The following is a 23,858-nucleotide window of genomic DNA, read 5'->3' as shown; positions in this document are numbered from 1 at the left end:
CTCAAAATTGAAAAACTTTGGTTGCTTTTAAAATTTGGAGAAAAAATGAAAGGCGTAGAATATAAAGGTCTGAATTCGGTTGACGGTCCGATTGTTGTTGTAAAACGCAGCGAAAATATTTTTTATAACGAAATCGTTTATATTCGTGACCGCAATGGCGACAAAAAAACTGGCCGTGTAATTGATTTGAACGAAGATACTGCAATTGTACAGATTTTCGGAACAACGACTGGTTTGGATTTGAACGAAACTTCGGTTGAATTTTTGGACGAACCGATGGAACTTCGTGTTGGCGAAGGGCTTTTGGGACGTATTTTTAATGGTCTTGGAGAGCCGATTGACGGACTTCCGCCGATTGTTTCTTCTGAAAAAGTTGATGTAAACGGAATGCCGATGAATCCGTTTGCCCGCGTTTATCCGAGGGATTTTATTCAGACAGGAATTTCTTCGATTGACGGCATGAACACTTTGATTCGCGGTCAGAAACTTCCGATTTTTTCTGGAAATGGACTTCCTCATAACAGGCTTGCGGCTCAGATTATTCGTCAGGCAAAAATCCGCAATTCTGACGAGCAGTTTGTAATGGTCTTTGCGGGAATGGGAATTAAATACGATCAGGCGCAGTTCTTTATAAATTCGTTTGAGGAAAGCGGTGTTCTTTCAAAGGTTGTTATGTTCCAGTCTTTGGCAGACGCTCCTTCGATTGAACGAATTATTACGCCTCGATGTGCTCTTACTGCTGCCGAATATCTGGCATTTAAAAAGGGAATGCATGTTCTTGTCGTAATGACTGATATGACGAACTACTGCGAAGCTTTGCGCGAAATTTCTACAACTCGCGGTGAAGTTCCTGGAAGAAAAGGTTATCCTGGCTATCTTTATTCTGACCTTGCAGAACTTTATGAACGTGCCGGAAAAATAAAGGGTTCAAACGGTTCTATTACCCAGATTCCGATTTTGACTATGCCGAACGATGACATTTCGCATCCAATTCCTGACTTGACCGGATACATTACTGAGGGGCAGATTGTTTTGAGCCGTGAATTGAGTCAGAGCGGTGTTTATCCGCCAGTCAGCGCCTTGCCAAGTTTGAGCCGGCTTATGAAAGACGGTATTGGCGACGGAATGACACGGGAAGACCATGCTAGTGTTTCGAGCCAGCTGTTTGCATCTTATTCAAAAGTAAAGTCAATCCGTTCTCTTGCAGCGATTATTGGCGAAGAGGAATTGAGCAGCGTTGACAAGCAGTATTTGGCGTTTGGAGATGCGATTGAAAGCCAGTTCTTCTCTCAGGGCGAATACGAAAACCGCTCTATTGAAGAAACTCTTGATTTGGGCTGGAAACTTTTAAAATTGCTTCCACAGAACGAACTTTATAGAATTAAACCGGAATTTATTGAAAAATATCTTCCAAAAGATGAAGAGTAGAACTGATGGCAAAGTTAAATGTCGCACCGACAAAATCTAATCTTCTCGCAATAAAAGAGCAGCTAGCTTCCGCTCAAAACGGTTATGAGCTGCTCGAGCAAAAGCGTGAAATTCTGGTAATGGAACTTATGCACATGGTTGAACGCGTAAAACTTCTTGAATCGCAAATTGATAAAGAGTATGCAAAAGCTTATCCTGCATTAAAGAATATGCTTAAGACAGTAGGCGGCGACCGTGTAGAGCGGATTGCCCACGCTGTAAAGTATGATTTTAAAATGAAGGACAAGACAATTACTGCTGGTGGAATGAGCTTTAATTCGATTGAAGTTGAGCTTCCAAAGCAGCAGTTATTCTATTCTTTTATGGAATCATTTGCAGACAGCGATAAAGTTATGGTAGAATTCTTTAACTTGTTAAAGTTGCTTACAAATATGGCGAGCATTCGCACGGTCGCATGGCGGCTTGCAGGCGAAGTAAAGAAAACTCAGCGGCGTGTAAATGCCTTGGACAAGATGGTTATTCCTCAGACGAAGGATACAAAGATTTATATCGAAAGTGTTCTTGAAGAGCGTGAGCGCGAAAATACTTTCGTTTTAAAATCTTTGAAAAACAGGAAGTCATAATGATAAAACCTTTATTTCAAAAAATTGTAGTTGCTGTTAACGGTTCAGACCAGTCGCTTCATGCGGCTATGTATGCGATTCTCCTTGCAAAGCAGTATAAATGTTCTCTAAAAGCAGTTTATGTCGTTGATACTGCGGCTCTCAAATTCCTGAGCATGAGCAAATTCTTCCTTAAAACTGAAAGTCAAAAGTATGAAGAAAATCTTCTTGATGACGGAAAAAAATATCTTGAGCAAATTGTTACTTTTGCAAAAATCAAAGGTGTAAAAGTCGAAACTGAACTTAGAAAGGGAAGCCCATGGTCAGAAATTCTGCATGCAGCGGACGATTTTGATGCCGACCTTATTTTGCTTGGCGGAAAAGAACATTCGGCTTCATCGCTTTCGAGCGAAGTTGCACGCGACAGGGCAAGTTCAACAAATATGGACATTATTGGCAGCGCAAGATGCAATGTTCTTGTTGTTCGCCAGAAAGATATTGAAAAACTTTTTAAAATCGGCTGATAAAATTTGATCCGGCTGTATTAGCCGGGGCTTTTTGCGAAAATACAATTTGTATTTAGACTGGAGAATTTATGTTTTATTATGGTGGGTTAGATTTAACATACCTTGTTTTTGCTGTTCCAGCTCTGCTTTTGGGACTTTGGGCGCAATCTGCCGTAAAAATCCGTTTTTCAAAATACGACAAAATTCTGACAAAAAAAGGCATAACTGGAGCGCAGGCGGCTGCAATTTTGCTTAAGGCAAATGGAATTACAGACGTAAAGATTGCCCGTATAAAAGGTTCTCTTACCGATAATTATAATCCGACAGATAAAATTTTGAGCTTGAGCGAGGCGACTTATTCGAGTGCGTCGGTTGCTGCCGTTGGAGTGGCTGCTCACGAAACCGGACACGCAATTCAGCATAATACCGGTTATTTTCCTCTTGCTTTTAGGCGATTGCTTGTTCCTGTTGCAAATTTGGGGTCTGCGCTTGGTCCTGTTCTTGCGCTTGCTGGTCTTGGCTTCGGCTATTCTGCACAAGTTGAGTCTTATATGCCTTTTTTCCAAATGATTACGAATATCGGACTTTTGCTTTTTGCCTGCGCAACTCTTTTTTATATTGTTACTCTTCCTGTTGAGTTTAATGCTTCTTGGAGAGCACTGAAAATTTTAAAAGGTGCTGGAGTTTTTACTGACAAGGAAGAACTTTCTGGCGCACGCGAAGTTTTGTGGGCAGCGGCAATGACATACGTTGCAAGCGCGCTTGGAGCAATTGGAAATTTTGTAAGGCTTTTGCTTTTGACACAAAAACGCCGCCGTTAGACCTTTTCTTTAAGTTGACAATTCTTTGTTTTTTTGTAAAATGTAAACCATATTTTTAAATAAAGAGGTTTACATTTAAAATGAATAAATCAATTCTTCGTTCTGCAATTGTTGCTTTTTTTGCGGCAATTATCTGCGCTTCAAGTTTTTTTAGAATTCCAATTCCAGGAATTGCAAGTGGCATTGTAATTCAAAATGCGCTTTGTGTTATGACCGCTGTTCTTTTGGGCGGACTTTTGGGCGCTGCTCCGACCGCGCTTTTTTTTGCAGTCGGTGTTATCGGCCTGCCTGTTTTTTCTGGCGGTCAAGGCGGTTTTCAGGTTTTGATGAATATTAACGGTGGCTTTCGCATCGGCTGGGTTATCGGAGCGCTTGTAGCTGGTATGATTTCTGGCCGTCCGTCAGTTATAGAAAAGCACATCACCGTAAAAGGCATAATCCGCCTTTCTTTGGCAGTTTTTATTGGCATGCTTGTTCTTTATCTTCCTGAAGTTTTCTATGTAATAGCTTTTAAAAGCTCAGAACTTGGAGTTTTGGGTGCTGTAAAACTTTTTTTTGCGGCTTTTTTTGCTCCTTTTTTGGCGGTTGATTTTGTTAAAGCAATTTTTGTAATCTTGATTTCGTTAAAACTTCGTCCGGTTGTTGCAATGTATCTTTACGAGCCGGAAAAAGATGAATAAAATCGTAATCGACAGCATCACGAAAATTTACACGACTTCTGAAGGCAATAAAACCGCCTTGAACAATGTTTCTTTTCAGATTGATGAAGGTTCGGTTACTGTGATTGGCGGAGAAAACGGCTCAGGAAAAAGTGTCCTTATGAACATTATCGCCGGGCTTGAAAAGCCGACTTCCGGAAAAATTTATTCTTTTGCAGAAGCTGGACTTGTTTTTCAGGAAGCGGATACTCAAATTTTGGGCGAAACTCCGCGCGAAGATATTTCTTTTGGTCCAAAAAATCAAAAAAAATCAAAAATCCAGGTTGAGCAAGCTGTAGAAAATTCTCTTGAGCAGGTCGGCCTTACAAAAAAAGCAGATTATCCTGCAAGATTTTTGTCTGGTGGAGAAAAACGCCGGCTTGCTGTTGCCTGCATGCTTGCAATGGAGCTTCCGGTCATTATTTTTGACGAGCCCTATGCAAACCTCGATTATGGCGGTGTAAAGCAGGTAAATGCTCTTATAAAACGTCTTCACGAACAGAAAAAAACAGTGATTATTTTGACACACGAACTTGAAAAATGTCTTGGCTTAGCAGATAAGTTTGTGGTTTTGTTCCGAGGCGATAAAGTTTTTGATGGAACTGCGCGCGAAGGGCTTTTGCAAAAACTTGAGCAGTGGAATATACGCAACCCGCTCAACGCTTATTCAAAATTGGAAGATTTAGTCTGGCTGTAAAAAAATGAATCAGAATTGTTACGCGTTTAGTTACAAATCCGGAAAAAGTTTTTTTCACAAGCTGCCTTCCTGGATAAAAATACTTTTTATTCCTCTTTTTAACATTGCGATTTTTTCGTTGAGCTGGAAATTTGCCGTTTTTTTTGTATTTGCCCAAGCCCTGCTTTTTTTATGCCTTCATTTTTCTCTAAAAGAACAGGTTTTCGACTTAACGCCTGTCTTGTGGTACGGAATTTTTTTATATCTTATAAATATTCTTTCCGACACTTATTTGAATTTTGCCGAATATGGAATTATAAAAAGTTTTGTTCAGGCAGTCAAAAATTGCATTCATGACGAAAAAACATTTTCTGTCGTTGTAAAATTCTTTGCCTGCAATCAGAGCGCTTCTCTTATGTTCAAAACTTCAACTTCTCTTGAACTTCGCGAAGGAATTGAAAAAATTGAACTTTTTATCCGGCGTATTCTTCCATGCAAAAAAGAATCAAAATTTGCCGCAACAGTTTCTATGTTCATAAATTTTATTCCCGCAGTTTTTAAAATGTGGACTCAGTTAAAAAGGGCATGGTTTGCACGAGGCGGAAAATTAAGCTTAAAAATGTATTTGGCGCTTCTTCCGGTTCTTTTTAGCCTTGGATTAAAATATTCAATGGACACAGCAAAAGCAATTTTAATCCGCGGATAGAATTTTACCGGGCTAAACTCAAAAATTTATTTTTAGCAAAAATATTTGCGGCAATAAACGCAATTGAAGACATCGGTTATTTTAAAATAATTTTAGACAAATTAGCATCCTGATTTTTCGGACGTCATTTTTTTCTTGCAAAAACATTTTTTTTGTTTGGGAAAGTTTTTCTTAAAAACCGGCTGCTCCGGCTTCGCTTTTCGCTCACTGGCTAAACGTCAGCTCTGGCCTATGCATCCGGCGTAAGTTTTTTTTGTTTCCCAAATTTTTCTAAAAAAATCACCCGTTGGATTTAAAATAAAAAAAACTCAGTACAATGTACTGAGTTTTTACGGCTCCTGCTGGGCTTGAACCAGCGACACACGGATTAACAGTCCGTTGCTCTACCGACTGAGCTAAGGAACCAATTTCATTCACTTGAATGTGAATTTATAATATAAAAATTATAAAAATGTGTCAATATATAAAATGCAATTTTTTTTTATTTTTTTGTAAAAAGTTATTTAATAAGCGTCCAGACAAAAATCCAAATAAAACTTATTACGCACAGCATTTTAATTCCTGTTCCGAGCAAAAATCCTATAAACGAGCCAATTGCGGCTTTTAATGCGTGTGGAATGTCTTCTGGATTTTGAATTAGTTCGCCGATAAATGCTCCTGCAAATGGTGCAATGATTATAAAAATCGGTCCTAAAAACATTGCAAGAAAAAGACCTATTGTCGCTCCCAAAACAGCTTTTTTGCTTCCGCCAAATTTTTTTGTAAGAAGTGGCTGCAAAATCGAGTCGGCAATCGTTATAATTAAGGCGATAATTCCCGTAATCGTAAGAACAGTTACAGAGATGTTAGGAGGCGTGCAAAAATGCGCTGTAAAAAGTCCTGCCCATGCAAGAGGAACTCCAGGCAAAATTGGAACTACGCATCCAGCAAGTCCTGTCAAAAGAAAAATCCCCGCAAGAATTGAAAGTAAAATGTTTAAGTCCATAATCTTATTTTATGATATAATCAGCCTGAAAACAATTGAGGAAAGTTATGAACTATGAAAATGTTTATGAAGAAAAAAAACTTTTGCGTTCAAAAATGCGGAAGCTTTTAAAAGAAAGATATTCTGATTTAAAAAACATTCAGGCTGCTGGAAATTCCGCCGCTCAAAAAATCATTTTATCTGAAGAATTTAAAAATTCGGATTTAATTTTTTCTTATATTCCCTATGGATTTGAAATTGATCCCAGTTTTCTTGTCGAGATTGCCTGGAAAAACGGAAAAACTGTCTGTGTCCCTCGCGTTGTTCCGGATTCAAATTTGATGGATTTTTATTTTTTAGATTCAAAACTTTCTCTTCAAAATCAGCTCGAAAGCGGAGCCTTTGGAATTTTAGAGCCAAAACTGACCTTAAAAAAAGTTTTTACGGATTCTTCTCTAAGAGACAAAAAAATTTTTATGGTTGTTCCTGGCCTTGCTTTTTCTAAAGACGGAGCTAGGCTAGGAAAGGGAAAAGGCTTTTACGACCTTTATCTTCCCCGGCTTTTAAAAACTGGTTGCTCGCTTTTTACCGCGGGGTTTGCTTATTGTGAGCAAATTGTCGAAAATATTCCTGTCGAAAAGACTGACTTTTTTTTGGACAGAATTTTTACGCCTTGAAAATTATTTTTTTGTGTCAGCAGAATAAATTCTCATCCGCGGAAAATTCTCCAGATACGAACTAAAAACAAGATAGTAATCTTCTGCCGTTGCCTTGTTTACTGCTTCGTATTGATCTAAATATAACTCTGGATTGCCGGATGCAAGACCTTTTTGAATTAAAAATGCCGTTCCTTCATTTGTTGAAGTTTTTTCGAGTTCATTTATAATCCACAGATTTTCAAGCTTAGCTAAAAAATCATTTTTTTCTAAATCTTTAACCCCTTGTGTGTCAGTATTTATTATTTTTTTGAGTTCCTGAGAAATTTCTTTTATAGTCTGCTCGTAAATTTTTTCGGTCTGAAGATAGTGCTTGATTTTTGTAATTACGATTTGTGCATAAGGCAAATCCGAATCTGCTGGAAAAACTTTTACTTCCTGCACAAATTCTTCAAGTTTTTTTTGAAGACTGTCTTTTAAAAAATAGAGAAGCGCGTTAAAAATCGCATTGTCGGTCGAAGAGATGTCTGGCGCTTCGAGCATAAACAAAAGAGGGTCAGAAAAATCTGTCGTCGGAATTAAAATCGCAGGTCTAGGTCCTGCCTTGTCGGCGCTTACGTCCGTAAAAAACTGGTGACGGAGCGGAATTCTCTTTATTTTTTTTGGAAGCGGAAGTTTTTTTACCTTTAACTGAATGTTTTGTGTTTGTGAAAGACTTTTTAGTTCTCCAAAAGTTGAATTTAACGAGGCTTTTAATTCTTTTGTCTGATGAATTCCTCCAGTCAAAATAATCGAAAATCTGGTGCAGTCCAAAATTTTTGGATATGCGGCTTGAATTTCTGTAAATTCCATCTGGGCCGGTTTGTCTTTTGTGTCTTCGTAAAGAGCGGAAACTGGTTTTTCGTATATTGTCCGTACGGCTTCGCACAAAAGCTGAAAATCCGCAGAACCTGTTTTTATTCGCCATTGTGCGCGCAGATCGTAACTGATTCCGTCTGCAAGGGCCGGACTGATGTCGCCAAAAATCGTGCAGTAAGCCATTGTTTCGAGGCAGGTGTTAATGTCTTTTGCTGAGCAGTTCACCGTCAAAACGGAATCCTCTGAATTTGTCCGGGCATTTACGCTTGCCTGCGAATTTAGTTTTCCGGTTTTGTAAAGTTCGTCCATTTGCCATTGAATCATTGCCGAAAGCGAATTTGTCAGCACAGAAGCAAGTCCGGCATTTTTTTCTGCAAAAAGCAGTTCTCCTCCGGCAATCGAAAGCATTACGGTCGCTGTATTTTTTGAAGAAGAGCTTTTTATTGTTACTGGAATTCCGTTTTTTAAGGTGAATTGGGAGAATTCTTCCCTGCTTTTTTGAATAAATCGTCTGGCAGAAAAGTTAAAATCTTCTTCTGACGGCGATTTTTCTTTTTTATTTTGCAAATTTTGTCCATTTATAAAATTTTTGTATTGTGGCAAAAGATACCATGCGCCGTTTTTTTGGGTAATTCTTTCGTAACCGTATTTTTTAAATTCATCCGAATATTTTGTGTAATTTTTTGTATTGCAAAGAATAAAAACGTAAGGTTTTGAATTTTCGTATGATTCGTTGAGTTTTTCGGCAGAAATCGAATTCAATTTGTCGTTTTTGGAAAAAAAATCTTCCGCCAGACCGCCGCTTGTCCGGTTAAAAATTGCAAGATTTTTCATAAGAAGCGTAGAGTTGTCAGAAATTTTTGCGAATGAACTGTTTATTTCCCGGAGAACGGATTCTGCTTCTTGAGAGGAAATTCTCTCTTTTTCCCGCGACATTTCTAAAAAAAGTTCTCCCTGAACCGCAGGTCCAACCTTTGTTTTTTCGCAAATTGCCTGAATTATGAGTTTTTCGCGGCTGTTTTGCGGAACGGACGAAACGTCCATATATTCTGGAGAGCGGATTGCAAGATTTCTTTGTTTTAAAAGCAATTTTTTAAAAGACGAATTATTTTTGTTAAAAACGGCAGCCATCAATTCTGCTTCTTCTGGAAAAAAATCCGTGTATTGAAGGACAATCTGCGTCAAATCCGGCGAAAGCTGGTCGTCTGTAATTACAAATTTTTTCTGAATTTTTTGATTTTCCGGAATTTTAAATTTTTTTTCTTCGGAAAAATGATTTTGTGAGCGGCGGACTGGCTTTTCAAAATATTTTTTTGCCAGGGAAAGGGCTGTCTTTTCTGTTATGTTGCCGCTTATGTAGAGAATTGCGTTTTGCGGACTGTAATATTCATCTTGAATTTGAGTTAAAATTGTGCGCGCTTCGTTTATTGAAAGTGAATTAAAATTTTGTGGGAAAATTCCGTTTTCGGTTTTCCACGGCTCTTCATAAAGAATTCTGCTGTCGATTGCCTGGTTTATAAATCCTTCTGTTGAAGAAACAAATTCCTTAAGAGAAAGCTGGGATTTTTTTAGTTCTTCGTTCAGTTTTTTGTCGGAGATAAAATTCGGCTTAAAATATTCTGCAAAGTCAATGAAAATTTTTTCGGTTTGGGCAGGAGCCGCTGTCTTTTCGATTTTTACACAGTCTGGTGAAATTTCGAGTCCCAAAAGGTTTGCATAAAGCGAAAAAAATCCGGCATTTTGTGGATTTTGTCTTTTTGTTCCGGCTTTTATGTTCAGTTCGATTCTGACTGTGGCAGTCGCTTCGTCTTCCAAAAAAAAGATTTTAAAACCGTTTTCGAGCGTGAATGTTTTTATGTCGTTTTGAGAAAATGAAAATAAAAAAACTGCATTCAAAAAAAATAGAATTCCTGCAAATTTTTTTTTTGTTTTGAAAGAATTGCAAAAAATTGAAGAAAATTTCATAGCTCAATTATAGAAGATTTAGCCGAACAGTTCTATTTTTTTGATATTTTCTGTAGAATAAAAAAGTTAAAATTCATCGAATTTCTAAAAACTGCGGTTTTTAGAAGCATTTTATTGCGGAGAAGAGGATGACGGAAAAATGCCGGTAATTACATTAAAAGAAAAAAAAACAGAAACAAAAATTCCTGAAAATCTTGCTGAAATTTTAAAGTCGAAAAGACATTTGACTGAGCAGGAAATTGCAGTTTTAAAAGCAAACGGAAATACAAACAGCGACAGTTTGTGGCAGAACATTTTTGTTTCCGCAAGGGACGGAGAGTTTGACGCGGGCTTAATCCGTTCTTCAGAAATCCATGGTTTTTTAATTTTGGGCAGGCTTGTTCCTTCAACCTTGAAATTTCACGATCTCGTTCTCGAAACTGGAATTTACAGTTCTTATGTGGAAAATGTTGTTTTGGAGGATGATGTTGCAATAAGAAATGTTGCCTATCTTTTAAATTACAGAATCGGTACGCGCTCTATTATTTTTAACGTGCAGGAAATGAGCTGCACAAACCATTCAAAATTCGGCAATGGAATTTTAAAAAACGGCGAATCTGAAAAAGTCCGCGTATGGATTGGAGTTGGAAACGAAAATGACGGAAGGGCGGTCTTGCCTTTTGAAGGCATGATTCCTGCCGACGCCTACATTTGGAGCCGCTATAGAGAAGATTCTGAATTGCAGAAGCGTTTTGTTGAACTTACCGAGTATGGCCAGTCAAAAGAACTCGACTCTTTTGGAATTGTTGAAAATGATGCCGTAATAAAAAATTCGACTTTGATAAAAGACGCAAAAATCGGCGCGCATTGCTATATAAAAGGCGCGCTCAAGTTAAAAAACATTACTGTTCTTTCGAGCGAAGATGAGCCGAGCCAGATTGGTGAAGGCGTTGAGCTTGTAAACGGAATTCTAGGATTTGGTTCAAAAGTATTTTATCAGGCGGTTGCCGTAAGGTTTATAATCGGCAGAAACTGTCAGTTAAAATACGGAGCAAGGCTTTTGAATTCTGTTTTGGGCGATAATTCTACCGTAAGTTGCTGCGAAATTTTAAATAATTTGATTTTTCCATTTCATGAGCAGCATCATAATTCTTCGTTTCTTATTGCTTCTACAATTTGCGGTCAGTCGAACATTGCTTCTGGAGCTACAATCGGCTCAAACCACAATTCTCGCTCTCCTGACGGCGAAATGTTTGCAGGAAGAGGTTTTTGGCCGGGACTTTGTTCTGATTTTAAGCATAATTCCCGTTTTGCAAGCTTTACACTTGTTTCAAAGGGAAGTTATCAGAACGAACTGAACATAAAATATCCTTTTTCTCTCGTTGCATCGAACGGCAACCAAAAATGTATAACGATTATTCCTGCATACTGGTTTTTGTACAATATGTATGCAATTTCTCGCAACAAGTCAAAATTCTTTAAGCGCGACAAACGTTTTGTAAAAGTTCAGCACATCGAAACAGATCCTCTTGCGCCGGATTCAATTCAGGAAGTTGTATCTGCGCTCAGCCGGATAATTGAGCTGACTGGAGAATATCTTGTAAAAAAAGGTTTGGAAAAAGCCGTAAACGCAAAATCGCCGGAAGAGCTTTATAATGTTACAAAAGATTTTCTCCATCAAAATTCTGGCGTTGAAGTTACATTGTGCGACCCTGAAGCTCAAAAAAAATACGGAGCGGAAATTCACAAGCCGATTCGCGCATATAAAATGTACCGAAAAATCGTCAAGTATTTTGCCTGTTCTGTTCTTGTTGACTACTGCACGCTTTACAATACTCAGATTGATCGCGAAGAATTAAAAGTTATTACGACTCAGTTTCCGCTTTATACGCAATGGCTCAATGTTGGAGGCCAGATAATTCCTCAGAAAAAAATTGAAGAGCTTTTTGAAAATATAAAATCTCACAAAATTGAAAACTGGCGGCAAGTTCACGATTTTTACGACAAATGCGAAAAAGAATATCTGATTTACCGGACAAACTATGCAATTTACCTTTTGGAAAGGCTTTATTCGATGAAAGTGCGGAACTTTACTCCAGAAATTTTCAACGATATTATCAGCGATGTTGTTTTGGTGAGCAACGAAATGATGAATGCGGCACATTCGTCCCGCGAGAAAGACTTTACCGATGAATTTAGAAAAATTACTTTCCGCAATGACGAGGAAATGTCGGCAGTTCTTGGAAAAATTGAAGACAATGAATTTTTGACAGAAATGAAAGAGAAAACTCAAAGATTTAATGAAGCCTTGCTTAATCTCTTTAATATAGATTAAGTCTTGCAATTTTTTTTGTAAAACTGCATAATAAAAATATGAATTCTTTATCACTACTTCTACAGCTAGAAACTTTTCTCGTTAGGGCCTAAGCAAATCGGGTAGTGTAGAATATTATTTTTGCATTTAGAAGACCTGGTGCTTTAGGCGCCGGGTCTTTTTTTTATCCAATGAATATTTTTGCGGATTATAGGGGGAAAAATGAACGCATCAAAGTACAGACCGGTTATTCAGCCGGCATTGAAGAACAGAAAGTGGCCGGATCAGCGCATTACAAAAGCACCTGTTTGGTGTTCAGTTGATTTGCGCGATGGAAATCAGGCTTTAATCGACCCGATGGGAGTTGAGACAAAACTGGCGTATTTTGACCTTCTTGTAAAAATCGGCTTTAAGGAAATTGAAATTTGTTTTCCGTCTGCGAGCGATACTGAATTTGAATTCTGTCGCCGTCTTATCGAAGAAAATCATATTCCTGACGATGTTTCGATTCAGGTTTTGTGCCAGGCCCGTGAGCATTTAATCCGCCGCACAATGGAAGCAATTAAAGGTGCGCCGAATGTTATCTTCCATATTTATAATTCGACATCTCCGGCTCAGCGCAAATATACTTTTAATAAATCAAAAGAAGAAATCATAAAAATTGCTGTTGACGGTGTAAAGTGCATAAAAGAATGCATGAAAGATTTACCGGAGGAAGAGCGAAATAAAATTCGCCTTGAATATTCTCCAGAAAGTTTTTCAATGACAGAACTTGACTATGCAGTTGAAATCTGCGAAGCCGTAAAAAAAGAATGGGGAACAAGTCCTGACAAAAAAATCATCTTTAATCTGCCGACTACAGTTGAGTGCTATACCGCGAATGTTTATGCAGATTCAATTGAATACTTTGCTGAGCATATTTCTGACCGCGAAAATGTTGTAATTTCGACACACTGCCACAATGACCGCGGAACAGGAGTTGCTTCGTGCGAGCTTGCCCTTATGGCTGGTGCTGACCGTGTTGAAGGTTGTCTTTTTGGAAACGGTGAACGTACTGGAAACCTTGACATTGTGACTGTCGCCCTCAATATGTTTGCAGAAGGCGTTGATCCTAAGCTTGATTTTTCTGATTTGCCTGAAATTGCGGATTCTTATCAGGAATTTACAAAAATGGATATTCCTCCCCGTACTCCTTATGCCGGCGGTCTTGCATACACGGCGCTTTCTGGCGGACATCAGGATGCTATTGCAAAAGGACTTTCTGCCCGCGATAAAATGCCAAAAGACGCAGTTTGGGATGTTCCGTATCTTCTTATTGATCCGAAAGATATTGGCCGCAAATACGAAGGTATTATCAGAATCAATTCTCAGTCCGGAAAGGGAGGCGCAAGTTTTATTCTGGAGCACAATTTTGGCTATGCTGTTCCAAAGGCAATGCAGCCGGCAGTTGGAAATTTGATAAAGGCGGAAAGCGACAAAGCTCAGCGTGAGCTTAAGCCTGAAGAAATTTTGCGCTTTTTTGAGAAGCAGTGGCTTGAGAATAAATCTCGTCTCGAAATTATTGATCTTGCAACGACAATGATTGGAAGCTCTGGTTCGGAAGAAGTTGTTTCTGTCCGTGGCGTAATAAAATGCAATGGAGAACAAGTTTCTATAGGTGCAAAAGGAAACGGGCCTCTCGATGCCTTTGTTGCCGCCCTCCGTGAAACAAAAATTCCTAACTTTAATATTGCTGCTTTCCACGAACATTCTGTTGGCGAAGGTTCTGATACTTCGGCTATTGCTTATGTTCAGATTATGGAAGAAAACGGAAAACAAGTTTGGGGTGTAGGAAAATCAAGCAACGTTGGAAGAGCGGGAATTGCGGCTGTTGTTTCTGCCTTAAACCAATAGCTTACGCCGGATGCGAAAGGCTTTAGTTGCCGCGGCAAAACGATGAAACGTTCTGCCGCGGCAATGAGCGTGAGCGAACCTGTAGCAGCCGGTTTTTGAGAAAAATGTCTGGCAAAACGCCGGATATTTTTTTTAAGAAATGTGTCGTCCTGCAAAAAATTAAAACTTTTTTGATATATCAACTTTTTTTTGACACTTGCATAGCATTTAGATAAAATCGTAACAAAGGTATATAAATGAAAATTCGTATTCGCTCAATTTTTTTTAAGTTGGTTTGTCCTGTTATTCTTGTTTTGACTATTTCGGCAATGATGCTTGTTTTTGGACTCACAAAAATAGTTTCGTCAAGGCTTCTTCAGAATATGCAGGCAAGTGTTGCCAGCGACAGGTTTATTGTCGAAGACCTTATAAATGAAGAGCTGGTTTATGGCGACAGCGTTGCAGATTTTGCTTCTAGTTTTTTTTCTGGAATTCTTGCGAATAATGCTGCGGATGCTGTCAGTGAAGTTTCAAAAATGGCTTTTGAGTCGCTTGATTTGGAGTTTATAGCCATTTTTGATACTGACGGAAATCTGATTTCGCCTCCGGAATATGCTCAGGGCGCGGTTGTAAATGACGATGTTCATGCTGCGTTGGAAGGAAATGCTGTTTCTAACTTGAAAATGATTTCTGGCTCGCTTTTGACAACTGATTCTTGCCGTCCGANNTATGTTAACGGTGAAGTTGTCGCTGCTGTAGAAATTACAACTAATTTGAGTGATTCTGAATTTTTGGATCGTATGCCTGAAAAAGTTGGCTGCGATGTTGCGGTTATCTACAAAAATAAGGTTGTCGCGTCTACGCTAAAAACTCTTGTCGGACAAAATGTTCCTGCCGACGTTCTTTCCGATATGGAAGATGATGATACTTGGGTTGGAGAATACAATATAGATTCTACGGCTTATGTTGCGCACTGCTGGGAATTTTCCGAACTTGATGATTGTAAGCTTCTTGTTGCTCAGAAAGCTACAGGAATTTATAAATCTATCAGCGGCATAAAAAGAATCGTCCTTGCTGCGAATATCATAAACACAGTTGTTGTTATGGTTGTAACTTTGATTCTTATCTGGATTTTCGTTTACAAACCGTTAAAAAGGACAAATAAAGCGATTATTGATCTTTCGAGCGGAGAAGCTGATCTTTCTGTTCGTCTTCCAGAACGTGGTGGCGATGAATTTGAAGATTTGTCTTCTGGTGTAAACAAATTTATGGCTTTGCTTCAGCAGCTGATGAAGGATTTGCATTTGCGTGCTGCCGATATTAAGGCGGTTATTCAGGAACTTGGTACAAGTTCTCAGGAAACTGCAAGCGCCACTGCCGAAATTATGGCAAATATTGAATCTGTAAAAAATCAGTCTTCAAATCAGGTAAACGCTGTTCAAAATGTTTCAGGTGTTATCGAAAATTCAAGCAATTCTATGAATAAACTTAAGGAAAACATTGTTGCTCAGACTTCTGATATTACAGAATCTTCTGCCGCAATTGAACAGATGATTGGAAATATTCATTCTGTAACTGATTCTACCGAAAAAATGTCTTCTTCGTTCTCAGATCTTGAAAGACTTATTAAAGAAGGTGCAGAAAATGTTAAGGCATGTTCTGATGTTATTAAGCAGGTTGAAGAAAAATCTCTTGTTCTTGCCGATGCAAATAACACAATCAAGTCAATTTCTTCCCAGACAAACCTCCTTGCAATGAATGCGATGATTGAATCTGCTCACGCTGGAGAAGCTGGAAAAGGATTTGCAGTTGTTGCGGACGAAATTCGAAAGCTCGCAGAAAATTCTAGCGCGCAGGCAAAGGCCATTGAAGAAAATATCAAAGATATAACAGATTTGATTAGTGAAGGCGGACGTCTTTCTGACCTTTCTCAGTCAAGTTTTGAAAATATCGACAATCAGGTAAATGTCGTTGATCCTCTCGTTTCTCAGATTTCAAATGCTATGGAAGAGCAGACAAGCGGTTCTTCTCAGATTTTGGAGGCGCTTGGAAATATGAAGGATGAATCTGTTCTTGTTGATGACAGTTCAAAATTGCTTTCTGACGGTTTTGTAAAAATTAACAATGATATGGAATCCGTAACTCAGATTTCTTCAACTGTTATGGGAAGTATGGACGAAATGGCTGCCGGTTCAAAACAAATTAGCCAGGCAACTCAGATTGTAAGCGAACTTGCTTTAAAAACAAAAGATGCAATGTCTGCAATTGACGAAATGCTTCTCAAATTTAAAGTTTAATCGTTATGAATTTTTATTCAAGCTTAAAAAAAACAAAAAAAGCAGTGGAAAAATTTTTCAAATTTTCTCCACTGTTTTTGACTTCCTTTTTTATCTTATCCTGTGCTTCAAAATCGGAAAAGCAAAGATTGCTCGAAATTGCAGTTCAAAATTCAAAAAAAAATGCAATTGAACAGTTTGTAAACAAGTTGCCAGAAAGCGAAAGAATTTCTCAGCTTTTTTTGGTCAATATAGAAGGAAACAAAAATTATATTCCTGTTGAAAAAACAGGTTCGCTTTATGGCAAAAAAAACGAAGGCGAACCTCTCCTTCCTGGCGGCTGTCTTTTTTTTAGCTACAATATTGCGGATTCTAAAGAGCAGGTTCGTTCGTTTATAAACTCTATAAATTCATTTTATTCAAAAAATAACAACGTTCTTCCGTTTATTGCGGTTGATCAGGAAGGCGGTTCAGTCAACCGTCTCCGAAAAATTATCGGAAATTTTCCTTCAGAAAAATATATTTCTCAAAATTTCGATGAAGTAAAAGCCCGCGAAATTTATGAAAATCAGGCTAGCCAAATGGCCGAACTCGGTTTTAATATGAACCTTGCGCCTGTTGTTGAAGTTGAAACTTTGGAAAATTCCGATTTTTTGGATACGCGCTCTTTTGGTTCTCTTGAAAAAGTTCTTTTTTATGCGCCTTTGGAGATAAATGCCTTTGAAAATCAAAAAATTGCGACAGTTTTAAAGCATTTTCCAGGAAATTCAAATACCGATCCGCATACAGGTCTTCCTGAAATAAAAATTTCTTCAGAAGAGCTTAAAAACGAACTCCTTGAACCGTTTAAAAAACTTCTTCCTTTGTCTTCATCTGTCCTTATGAGCCATGCCAGAGTTACCGTTGAGGATGACTTTTCTTATTGCGATTCTTCAATTCCTGCCTGTCTTTCTGAATTTTGGGTAACAAAAGTTTTGAGGGAAGATTTTGGGTTTGAAGGTCTTGTTTTGAGCGATGATATTTTTATGGGCGCTTTGGCGGACAATGGTTTTTTGAGCGAAGATGCAGCGGTTAGGGCGATTGAGGCCGGTGTTAATATAATTATGCTGAGCGAAAAACGTTTTGGTTCTGTTGCAAAAATTTTACTCAAAAAAGCATCTGAATCTCAAGAGTTTAATCAAAAAATTCAAAAAAGCGTTCAAAAAATAATCGAATATAAAATTAAGGGCGGACTTTTGGAACTTAGGCAGTTTGATTTTGATTCAGACGGCAAAAAACTGAAAATTCCAGCTTTTAAAGTCGTTGCCGCGGATTTTTAAGAATGAAACAAAAAAACAAAAAAAATAAACTTTCTGGAGCCGAAGGTTTTGATTCATATTATTCAGAAATTTTTGGTTCAAGATGGAATTTGTTGAAGCCGTCTCTTTACGGCAAAAATCAGCTTGCAGAATTTAATGCCGGCGGAAGCGAAAGTTATTTTCTTGACAGCGCTTCTGTTCGCGCCGCAGTAACTCTTCCATTAAAAAATGCCAGGACTGTTTTGGACATGTGCGCCGCTCCTGGAGGAAAAACAATTGTCCTTGCAAGCTGCATGGAAAAAAATGCTGAGCTTTTGGCAAATGAACGTTCGTCTGAGCGCAAAATCCGCCTTTTTCATTCTGTGGAAAATTGTCTTCCAGAAAATGTAAAAAAACGTGTCAATGTAATTTGCAAAGATGGAGCTACACTTTGCCTTGCAGAATCAAACAGATTTGACCGAATTTTGCTCGACGCTCCATGTTCTTCCGAAAGGCATGTTCTTTGCGATTTGAATTATTTAAAAGACTGGTCGCCATCGAGAATTAAAACTCTTGCAATTGCCCAGTGGTCGCTTTTGTCTTCTGCATGGCGCATGCTCAATGTGGACGGATATATGGTTTATTCAACCTGTGCACTTAATCCGGACGAAAATGACAATATCATAAAAAAACTGTTAAAAAAATTTGACGATGTGGAAATTTGTGAACCTAAAATTTCTTCAGATGTAAGCAGCTTTTGCAATGCGACTTTGCCTGAAGGCGAAAAAACAGAGTTTGGAAGCCATGTTTTGCCAGACACTTGCAATGGAGCAGGACCTCTTTATTTTTCACTTTTGCATAAAATTGGCATAATAGAATAAAAATAATGGAAGAATTTAAGTTTAAGTGCTAAAATGGTAGAGGTTTATTTTAAAAATTAAGAGGAAAGAGATGGCTTCAACTACAAAGGAACAGAAACTTCAGAGCATTATTGAGATGGAACGAATGCTAAATGAAATTCAAGATTTGGATGTTCTGCTGGAAAGAATTTTAACGGAAGCAAGAAAAATTGTTCATGCAGATGCCGGCTCGATTTATGTAGTTGAAGGAAATAATTTAAGAATAAAATATGCACAAAATGACACCCAGTTAAAAACTGTTCCTGCGGGCTCAAAAATTCCTTATGTTTCTTTTTCCTTTCCTATTTCAAAAAAATCAATTGCCGGTTACTGCGTGGTTTCCGGAAAATCTGTAAATATTGCCGATGCTTATAATCTTTCTGAAGATTTGCCATTTTCGTTCAACAAAGCGACTGACGAAGAAACTGGATATCGTTCAACTTCAATGTTTTGTATTCCTTTAAAAATTGCCAGCGGAAAAATTCTTGGAGTTCTCCAGATTATAAATGCTCAGAATGAAAATGGAAATGTAATTCCTTTTGACTCTGATGCTGAACTTTATATTACGCATTTTGCGGCAAGTGCGGTTCAGGCTCTTGAACATGCCCGTCTTATCGGAAATATGATAAAATCACTTCAACTTATGGCACAGTTTCGAGATCCGAAAGAAACTTTTAAGCATGTCGAAAGGGTTTCTTCGTTTTCGATTGAAATTTATGACCGCTGGGCAGTGAATAATAATGTTCCATTCCTTGAACAGCAAAAATACCGTGATAATTTAAAGATTGCCGCAAAATGCCATGATTTTGGAAAAGTTGCCGTTCAGGACGCAATTCTCAAAAAAATAACGCCGCGGTTAACTTGCGACGAACGTAATATTATGAAAGGTCATACTTGCGCTGGAGCCTTGATTTTTAATGAGCCTGAATCCGCCCTCGAAGAAATGTGCCGAGATGTTGCCTTGAGACACCATGAATGGTGGGACGGGCAGGATAAAGGTTATCCTGGAGATTTTGATTTTTCAAAATATGAGCCTGGAATGGCTATCCCTCAGGCAAAACCCTTAAAAGGCGAAGAAATTCCTCTTGCCGCGAGAATTGTTTCGATTGCCGATGTTTTTGACGCTCTAAGCCATAAACGTGCTTATAAAAGCGCATGGTCTTTGGAAGATTCTTTTTTTGAAATCGAAAAACTTTCCGGAACTCAGTTTGATCCATCATTGGTAATGGCTTTTTTGCAGATAAAAGATCGTATTATTGCAATCAATTCTGCGTTTGAAACAAATGGTTCTGCTGAGGATATTGACTGATATTTTTTTAGTTCTTTTTTGAAAAATTTTCGTTTACGATAAGCTGGCTTGTTTTTCGCTCAAAACAGTCTGCAAATTTTTTTAATTCTCTAATTCCGTAGCGGCTTGCATTTTTTTCTGAAAGCCCAAGCTGTGCAAGGTTGAGGTTGAAATTTCTTTCACTCAAGCGTTCGTGTATATTGTCTTTTGTAAAAGCTGTTCCGCGATCATTCATTACGAAGATTTTTTTTTCTACAAGCCGTGCTGCAAATGGAATGTCCCTTGTAATTACGATGTCGTTGTTTTTTGCATTTTCAAAAATAAAATTATCGGCGGCACCTTCTTTTTTTTCGCAGACAATCATTTTAAAAAGAGGGTTGTTCTTTGGATGGGAAATTTCATGGTTTGCGACAAAATTAACATTTAAGTTTTTTGCTTTTGCTATGTCGATTACATAATTTTTTACAGGAAGAGGGCAGGAATCGGCATCTATCCAGATGAAAAATGAATACATTTTTTTGCACCTATGCTTTTAAAACCTGATCAAGTTTTTTTATCATTTCGGAAGTCAGTTTTTCTGCTTTTTCGTTGCTGAGCGAAGTTTTTTGAGAAACTGAACTTTTTGATTTTTCTTTGTAGAGTTCGTCGCAGAGCATTATTCCTGCGAGAATTGAAATATGGAGTTCAGATTTTAACATTCCACTTTTTTGAATTTCGTTTACGATATTTTTATAATAGCCAAGCAACTTTTTAAGATAGTTATCATCTTCACTTGCTTTTATTGAAAAAGATGTTCCTAAAAGCTCTATTTTCAATGTTCCCATTAAACTGCCTTTTTGGTTTATTAAAAAATATCAAATGACGGCTGAATTGTCTCTGTTTTTTCAGAAGATTCTTCGTTCTTAACTGAATTTTCTTGTTCTGTCTGCTGGTTCTGAACTGGAATTGCTGTATCAAACGAGTGCTGAACTGCTTTATCTTGAATTGAACTGTTTTCTGTATTTTTTTGTTCGGAAGAATTTTGAATTGAAGTTTGTTCTGTAGTTTTGTCTGCTTGCTGAACTAGTATTTGCGGTTGTTTTTGTACAGACGCTTGAACGTCTGCTGTTGCCGTATGAACTGCATTTTCTACAGCATTTAAACGTTCAAGCGCCTTTAAAATTCCTTCCTCGATCTTGCCTTGATCTGTCTGAAAACTAGAAAATTGCTCCGTTTTTGCTGAAAGTGCGTTTGTGAGCTCTGCGCATTTTCTACGCAAAGCAGCATTTTCTGCATTAAGCTGTACGATTTTCGCAACAGCATTTTCTACTTTTTCTTCAAGAAGAATGACTTGATCGAGTGAAATCATTTTTACGTCTCCGTAAAATTATTTGCTGAGCGCTTTTTTTGCAACTTCAACAACAGCTTTGAATGCTGCTGGGTCTTCAATAGCCATGTTTGAAAGAGCCTTTCGGTTCAATGTTACACCTGCTTTGTTAAGCCCATCAATAAAGCGTGAGTAAGAAAGACCTTCATCACGAACAGCTGCATTGATACGTGCAATCCACAACTGGCGGAAATCGCCTTTGCGGTCTCGGCGGTCAACATAAGCGTGGCGAAGAGCCTTTACAACAGCGTCTTTTGCTGCTTTGTAGTTTGTTCCGCGGCGTCCAGTAAATCCGCTTGCAAGTTTAAGAATCTTTGAACGGCGGTTATTGCGTTTTGTTCCATCTATTGCTCTAGACATTTTATTCTCCTTTAATTAACGGTATTAGCCGTATGGAAGCTGCTGTTTGCGGATTCTTGCTGCTGAATCTTCAGAAAGAATTCCAGCGCCACGAAGGTGCATTTTGCGTTTTGGTGATTTCTTAGTCAAAATATGACGAAGATTCATTTTCTTGTACTTTACTTTGCCAGTTCCAGTAAGAGAGAATCTCTTAGCTGAGGCTTTCTTTGTCTTCATCTTAGGCATTTTACTTTACCTCATTCCTTTACTTGACTTTCGAATTTAAGGTCATCGACATGAAACGGCCTTCCATTGCTGGCGCCTTTTCAATTGCGTATGAACCTTCACGAAGTCTTTTTTCTACTTCTTTCAGGACATCAAATCCAAGTTCTGTGTGGGCAAGTTCACGTCCGCGGAAACGAATCGTTACTTTTACTTTGTTACCATCATCAAGGAATTCCTGAATATGTTTTGCCTTAGTGTCAAGGTCGCCTGCGCCGATTTTTGGCTGCATGCGGATTTCCTTATTCTTAAGGGCTTTTTGGTTCTTGCGGGAATCACGGAGTCTTTTTTCCTGCTCGTACCGATACTTACCAAAGTTAAGAATCTTGCAAACCGGCGGATTTGCGTTAGGGGACACTTCAACAAGGTCGAGATTTCTCTCTTTTGCTAATTCCAGTGCGTCGCGAGTTGAAATAATTTTTACTTCACTCTTTTCACCTTCACCATCAATCAAACGAACTTCACGAACACGAATCTGTTCATTGATTCTTAAACCTTTAATGTCTGCCAACGTTCCTCCTAGTGTTTTACAAAACACTTGTATCAATAAGTCTTTACATAATATCAAATTCTGAGATTCTTTGTCTAGTTGTTTTTTCTCTGTTTTTGTATCTGCTGTATTGAAAAAATAGAACTTTGCTGATATTTTTTATTGCATCTATGTATTTGTTTTCTTTTTTGTTGTTTCCAATAGTAACTTTTTTTAAAGCGTGTTCTGATTATAAGAAATTAGGTTTTGAATACTTAAAAAGCCGTTTTTTAATTGTGCTTTTTGGCGCTTTGAGCGGTTGTGCTCTTTGTGCAATTTTTGAATTTTGTATTTTTGTTCCGGAGTATCAGGGAACTGATGCCGCGTTTTTCTTTTTATTGCAGTGGATTTTTAGCTTTTTTATTCCGTCGCTTTTTTTTGTTTTTTTTATTTTGTGGTCGAATGATGAATGGCGGGTACGAATTGACGGCTTTTTGTATTTTTTTCTTCCTTTTTTGTGCGTTTATGTTCCATTTTGGCTTTTTACAAAAAATGCGGAACTTTCGTTCTTTATGCTTTTTGTTTTGCCGGTGATGTTCCTTTTTGAAGTTTTTGCGCTCGAAACTGATGTCAAGGCTTTTTATTTGAATTTAAAAAACAAGTCTGTAAAATGTGTGCTTAACGTTTTTTTGATTTTGGACGAATCCGTTTTTGCTTCGCTTGTTTTGACTCTTTATTATTTTGATTTTGACTGGTGGATCCGGGGTTCTGCCTGTGGTGTTTTTGCAGTTTTGTGTCTTTTTAGATTTTGTTTTAAGGTGAAAAAATAGTTTTTTTTTAGAAAGATGCGCTCCGTTCCGCAGTGGCGGCAAGGCCGGTCCGAAGGACTGAGGGTTACCGAACCACGGAGAAACGCTGGACGGTAAAATTTGCGCCTGAAAAAAACAAAAAGGCTGTAAAAAGCAGTGCCTGTAAAAAATTAGCATTTGCTTTGAACAGCCTTTTTTTTATTAAGAAGTGGCAAATCCTAGTCGAGCGCGTGTCCTGCTGAGCCTAAAACGTCGATGTTTTTGTGCATGTACATTTTTTTGAGCTCGTCGCGGGCCGGCCCAAGGTATTTTCTAGGGTCAAATTCGCCCGGGTTTTCTGCAAGAACTTTGCGGATGATGGCTGTCATTGCAAGGCGTCCGTCTGAGTCGATGTTGATTTTGCAAACGGCGGATTTTGCCGCTTTCCTGAGCTGCTCTTCTGGAATTCCGACTGAATCAGGAATTTTTCCGCCGTACTGTTCAATCATTTTTACATACTGGATTGGCACGGAAGATGAGCCGTGCAGTACGATAGGAAATCCTGGAAGCTGTTTTTCGATTTCCGCGAGAACGTCGAAGGCAAGCGGCGGTGGAATTAAAATTCCGTCGGCGTTGCGGGTGCACTGTTCCGGAGTAAATTTGCAGCGGCCGTGAGAAGTTCCAATCGAGATTGCGAGGGAATCGCAGCCTGTTTTGCGGGTAAAGTCTACGACTTCTTCCGGTTTTGTGTAGTGGCTTTCTGCCGCGCTTACTTCGTCTTCAACTCCGGCAAGAACGCCGAGCTCTGCTTCTACGGTAACGTCGAATT

The 23,858-nt window shown here is 38.4% G+C and carries 24 protein-coding genes and 1 tRNA gene; 15 read left to right on the top strand and 10 right to left on the bottom strand.

Annotated elements, in window-relative coordinates:
* The first annotated feature begins 45 nt into the window (after positions 1 to 45).
* The 7 genes from B3Y13_RS01520 (at position 46) to B3Y13_RS01490 (ending at position 5,437) form a co-directional block, all read left to right on the top strand.
* Positions 46 to 1,428 carry a V-type ATP synthase subunit B gene (locus tag B3Y13_RS01520; protein WP_296668793.1) on the top strand — a complete coding sequence of 461 codons (1,383 nt, stop codon included), beginning with the start codon at positions 46 to 48 and terminating at the stop codon, positions 1,426 to 1,428.
* 5 nt (positions 1,429 to 1,433) lie between these two features.
* Positions 1,434 to 2,051 carry a V-type ATP synthase subunit D gene (locus tag B3Y13_RS01515; protein ID WP_296668795.1) on the top strand — a complete coding sequence of 206 codons (618 nt, stop codon included), beginning with the start codon at positions 1,434 to 1,436 and terminating at the stop codon, positions 2,049 to 2,051.
* Positions 2,051 to 2,554 (top strand): universal stress protein, encoded by a 504-nt coding sequence (locus B3Y13_RS01510; RefSeq protein WP_296668797.1) that lies wholly within the window; start codon positions 2,051 to 2,053, stop codon positions 2,552 to 2,554. The genes B3Y13_RS01515 and B3Y13_RS01510 overlap by 1 nt, the downstream gene beginning before the upstream one ends.
* 71 nt (positions 2,555 to 2,625) lie before the next feature.
* A complete protein-coding gene (locus B3Y13_RS01505) occupies positions 2,626 to 3,357 on the top strand; it encodes a zinc metallopeptidase (RefSeq protein WP_296668798.1) in 732 nt (243 codons plus the stop codon).
* 80 nt (positions 3,358 to 3,437) lie between these two features.
* Positions 3,438 to 4,037, top strand: a complete 600-nt coding sequence (locus B3Y13_RS01500; protein ID WP_296692255.1) for a biotin transporter BioY — start codon at positions 3,438 to 3,440, stop codon at positions 4,035 to 4,037.
* Positions 4,030 to 4,752, top strand: coding sequence for an energy-coupling factor ABC transporter ATP-binding protein (locus B3Y13_RS01495; RefSeq protein ID WP_296692253.1), 723 nt, complete (start codon positions 4,030 to 4,032; stop codon positions 4,750 to 4,752). Before B3Y13_RS01500 ends, B3Y13_RS01495 begins: the two co-directional genes overlap by 8 nt.
* A gap of 4 nt (positions 4,753 to 4,756) precedes the next feature.
* The gene (locus B3Y13_RS01490) at positions 4,757 to 5,437 is read left to right on the top strand and encodes a hypothetical protein (protein ID WP_296692250.1); all 681 of its coding nucleotides are present in this window, start codon (positions 4,757 to 4,759) and stop codon (positions 5,435 to 5,437) included.
* A gap of 332 nt (positions 5,438 to 5,769) precedes the next feature.
* Here B3Y13_RS01490 and B3Y13_RS01485 read toward each other — a convergent pair.
* Together B3Y13_RS01485 and B3Y13_RS01480 are read right to left on the bottom strand one after the other, a co-directional pair.
* Positions 5,770 to 5,842: transfer RNA gene (locus tag B3Y13_RS01485), tRNA-Asn, on the bottom strand.
* Positions 5,843 to 5,936: 94 nt separating this feature from the next.
* Complete coding sequence (locus B3Y13_RS01480; RefSeq protein ID WP_296667595.1) at positions 5,937 to 6,422, bottom strand: DUF456 domain-containing protein; 486 nt, start codon at positions 6,420 to 6,422, stop codon at positions 5,937 to 5,939.
* A gap of 47 nt (positions 6,423 to 6,469) precedes the next feature.
* Here B3Y13_RS01480 and B3Y13_RS01475 point away from each other — a divergent pair, with 47 nt between their 5' ends.
* Positions 6,470 to 7,078, top strand: a complete 609-nt coding sequence (locus B3Y13_RS01475; protein WP_296692248.1) for a 5-formyltetrahydrofolate cyclo-ligase — start codon at positions 6,470 to 6,472, stop codon at positions 7,076 to 7,078.
* A 3-nt stretch (positions 7,079 to 7,081) separates the two neighbouring features.
* Here B3Y13_RS01475 and B3Y13_RS01470 read toward each other — a convergent pair whose 3' ends face one another.
* The gene (locus tag B3Y13_RS01470; protein WP_296692245.1) at positions 7,082 to 9,880 is read right to left on the bottom strand and encodes an insulinase family protein; all 2,799 of its coding nucleotides are present in this window, start codon (positions 9,878 to 9,880) and stop codon (positions 7,082 to 7,084) included.
* Positions 9,881 to 10,019: 139 nt separating this feature from the next.
* Between B3Y13_RS01470 and B3Y13_RS01465 the strand changes: the two genes are divergently transcribed.
* The 6 genes from B3Y13_RS01465 to B3Y13_RS01440 all read left to right on the top strand — a co-directional run bounded on the left by B3Y13_RS01465 (position 10,020) and on the right by B3Y13_RS01440 (position 19,806).
* Entirely contained in the window at positions 10,020 to 12,194 is a 2,175-nt protein-coding gene (locus B3Y13_RS01465; RefSeq protein ID WP_296692242.1) for a DUF4954 family protein, read from the top strand.
* Between the two features lie 201 nt (positions 12,195 to 12,395).
* Complete coding sequence (gene leuA, locus B3Y13_RS01460; protein ID WP_296667603.1) at positions 12,396 to 14,066, top strand: 2-isopropylmalate synthase; 1,671 nt, start codon at positions 12,396 to 12,398, stop codon at positions 14,064 to 14,066.
* Positions 14,067 to 14,302: 236 nt separating this feature from the next.
* Entirely contained in the window at positions 14,303 to 16,342 is a 2,040-nt protein-coding gene (locus B3Y13_RS01455; RefSeq protein ID WP_296692239.1) for a methyl-accepting chemotaxis protein, read from the top strand.
* Between the two features lie 128 nt (positions 16,343 to 16,470).
* Positions 16,471 to 17,640, top strand: a complete 1,170-nt coding sequence (locus B3Y13_RS01450) for a glycoside hydrolase family 3 N-terminal domain-containing protein (RefSeq protein WP_296692237.1) — start codon at positions 16,471 to 16,473, stop codon at positions 17,638 to 17,640.
* Between the two features lie 2 nt (positions 17,641 to 17,642).
* A complete protein-coding gene (locus B3Y13_RS01445; RefSeq protein WP_296692235.1) occupies positions 17,643 to 18,479 on the top strand; it encodes an SAM-dependent methyltransferase in 837 nt (278 codons plus the stop codon).
* A gap of 70 nt (positions 18,480 to 18,549) precedes the next feature.
* A complete protein-coding gene (locus B3Y13_RS01440) occupies positions 18,550 to 19,806 on the top strand; it encodes an HD family phosphohydrolase (RefSeq protein WP_296667611.1) in 1,257 nt (418 codons plus the stop codon).
* A 7-nt stretch (positions 19,807 to 19,813) separates the two neighbouring features.
* On the opposite strand, the gene B3Y13_RS01435 is transcribed toward B3Y13_RS01440, so the two are convergent.
* From B3Y13_RS01435 to infC, 6 genes are read right to left on the bottom strand one after another with little or no spacing between them, the layout of a single operon-like run.
* Complete coding sequence (locus tag B3Y13_RS01435; RefSeq protein ID WP_296667613.1) at positions 19,814 to 20,299, bottom strand: DUF188 domain-containing protein; 486 nt, start codon at positions 20,297 to 20,299, stop codon at positions 19,814 to 19,816.
* Positions 20,300 to 20,309: 10 nt separating this feature from the next.
* Complete coding sequence (locus tag B3Y13_RS01430) at positions 20,310 to 20,609, bottom strand: cell division protein ZapA (RefSeq protein ID WP_296020130.1); 300 nt, start codon at positions 20,607 to 20,609, stop codon at positions 20,310 to 20,312.
* A gap of 20 nt (positions 20,610 to 20,629) precedes the next feature.
* A complete protein-coding gene (gene zapB, locus B3Y13_RS01425) occupies positions 20,630 to 21,133 on the bottom strand; it encodes a cell division protein ZapB (protein ID WP_296692234.1) in 504 nt (167 codons plus the stop codon).
* A gap of 18 nt (positions 21,134 to 21,151) precedes the next feature.
* The gene (gene rplT / locus B3Y13_RS01420; RefSeq protein WP_078930220.1) at positions 21,152 to 21,511 is read right to left on the bottom strand and encodes a 50S ribosomal protein L20; all 360 of its coding nucleotides are present in this window, start codon (positions 21,509 to 21,511) and stop codon (positions 21,152 to 21,154) included.
* Between the two features lie 24 nt (positions 21,512 to 21,535).
* Entirely contained in the window at positions 21,536 to 21,736 is a 201-nt protein-coding gene (rpmI, locus tag B3Y13_RS01415; protein ID WP_078930221.1) for a 50S ribosomal protein L35, read from the bottom strand.
* Positions 21,737 to 21,755: 19 nt separating this feature from the next.
* The gene (gene infC, locus B3Y13_RS01410) at positions 21,756 to 22,283 is read right to left on the bottom strand and encodes a translation initiation factor IF-3 (RefSeq protein WP_288584162.1); all 528 of its coding nucleotides are present in this window, start codon (positions 22,281 to 22,283) and stop codon (positions 21,756 to 21,758) included.
* Between the two features lie 167 nt (positions 22,284 to 22,450).
* Here infC and B3Y13_RS01405 point away from each other — a divergent pair, with 167 nt between their 5' ends.
* Positions 22,451 to 23,071, top strand: a complete 621-nt coding sequence (locus B3Y13_RS01405; protein ID WP_296692232.1) for a hypothetical protein — start codon at positions 22,451 to 22,453, stop codon at positions 23,069 to 23,071.
* A gap of 197 nt (positions 23,072 to 23,268) precedes the next feature.
* On the opposite strand, the gene B3Y13_RS01400 is transcribed toward B3Y13_RS01405, so the two are convergent.
* Positions 23,269 to 23,858: class II fructose-bisphosphate aldolase (locus B3Y13_RS01400; RefSeq protein WP_296692229.1), on the bottom strand; the 590-nt coding region annotated here is incomplete at its 5' end.

The organism is Treponema sp. UBA7567 (assembly GCF_002476655.1).
GTDB lineage: Bacteria > Spirochaetota > Spirochaetia > Treponematales > Treponemataceae > Treponema_D.
The sequence above is the reverse complement of the archived record's forward strand: the minus strand, read 5'-3'. Positions and strand labels throughout refer to the sequence as shown.

Bases quoted from the DNA above. Each gene is read 5' to 3' on its own strand.
- B3Y13_RS01475 (WP_296692248.1), top strand. From the start codon at position 6,470: ATGAACTATGAAAATGTTTATGAAGAAAAAAAACTTTTGCGTTCAAAA.
- leuA (WP_296667603.1), top strand. From the start codon at position 12,396: ATGAACGCATCAAAGTACAGACCGGTTATTCAGCCGGCATTGAAGAAC.
- B3Y13_RS01500 (WP_296692255.1), top strand. From the start codon at position 3,438: ATGAATAAATCAATTCTTCGTTCTGCAATTGTTGCTTTTTTTGCGGCA.
- B3Y13_RS01430 (WP_296020130.1), bottom strand. From the start codon at position 20,609: ATGGGAACATTGAAAATAGAGCTTTTAGGAACATCTTTTTCAATAAAA.
- B3Y13_RS01495 (WP_296692253.1), top strand. From the start codon at position 4,030: ATGAATAAAATCGTAATCGACAGCATCACGAAAATTTACACGACTTCT.
- B3Y13_RS01470 (WP_296692245.1), bottom strand. From the start codon at position 9,880: ATGAAATTTTCTTCAATTTTTTGCAATTCTTTCAAAACAAAAAAAAAA.
- zapB (WP_296692234.1), bottom strand. From the start codon at position 21,133: ATGATTTCACTCGATCAAGTCATTCTTCTTGAAGAAAAAGTAGAAAAT.
- B3Y13_RS01435 (WP_296667613.1), bottom strand. From the start codon at position 20,299: ATGTATTCATTTTTCATCTGGATAGATGCCGATTCCTGCCCTCTTCCT.
- B3Y13_RS01480 (WP_296667595.1), bottom strand. From the start codon at position 6,422: ATGGACTTAAACATTTTACTTTCAATTCTTGCGGGGATTTTTCTTTTG.
- B3Y13_RS01515 (WP_296668795.1), top strand. From the start codon at position 1,434: ATGGCAAAGTTAAATGTCGCACCGACAAAATCTAATCTTCTCGCAATA.
- B3Y13_RS01440 (WP_296667611.1), top strand. From the start codon at position 18,550: ATGGCTTCAACTACAAAGGAACAGAAACTTCAGAGCATTATTGAGATG.
- B3Y13_RS01505 (WP_296668798.1), top strand. From the start codon at position 2,626: ATGTTTTATTATGGTGGGTTAGATTTAACATACCTTGTTTTTGCTGTT.
- B3Y13_RS01520 (WP_296668793.1), top strand. From the start codon at position 46: ATGAAAGGCGTAGAATATAAAGGTCTGAATTCGGTTGACGGTCCGATT.
- B3Y13_RS01465 (WP_296692242.1), top strand. From the start codon at position 10,020: ATGCCGGTAATTACATTAAAAGAAAAAAAAACAGAAACAAAAATTCCT.
- rplT (WP_078930220.1), bottom strand. From the start codon at position 21,511: ATGTCTAGAGCAATAGATGGAACAAAACGCAATAACCGCCGTTCAAAG.
- B3Y13_RS01510 (WP_296668797.1), top strand. From the start codon at position 2,051: ATGATAAAACCTTTATTTCAAAAAATTGTAGTTGCTGTTAACGGTTCA.
- rpmI (WP_078930221.1), bottom strand. From the start codon at position 21,736: ATGCCTAAGATGAAGACAAAGAAAGCCTCAGCTAAGAGATTCTCTCTT.
- B3Y13_RS01490 (WP_296692250.1), top strand. From the start codon at position 4,757: ATGAATCAGAATTGTTACGCGTTTAGTTACAAATCCGGAAAAAGTTTT.
- B3Y13_RS01445 (WP_296692235.1), top strand. From the start codon at position 17,643: ATGAAACAAAAAAACAAAAAAAATAAACTTTCTGGAGCCGAAGGTTTT.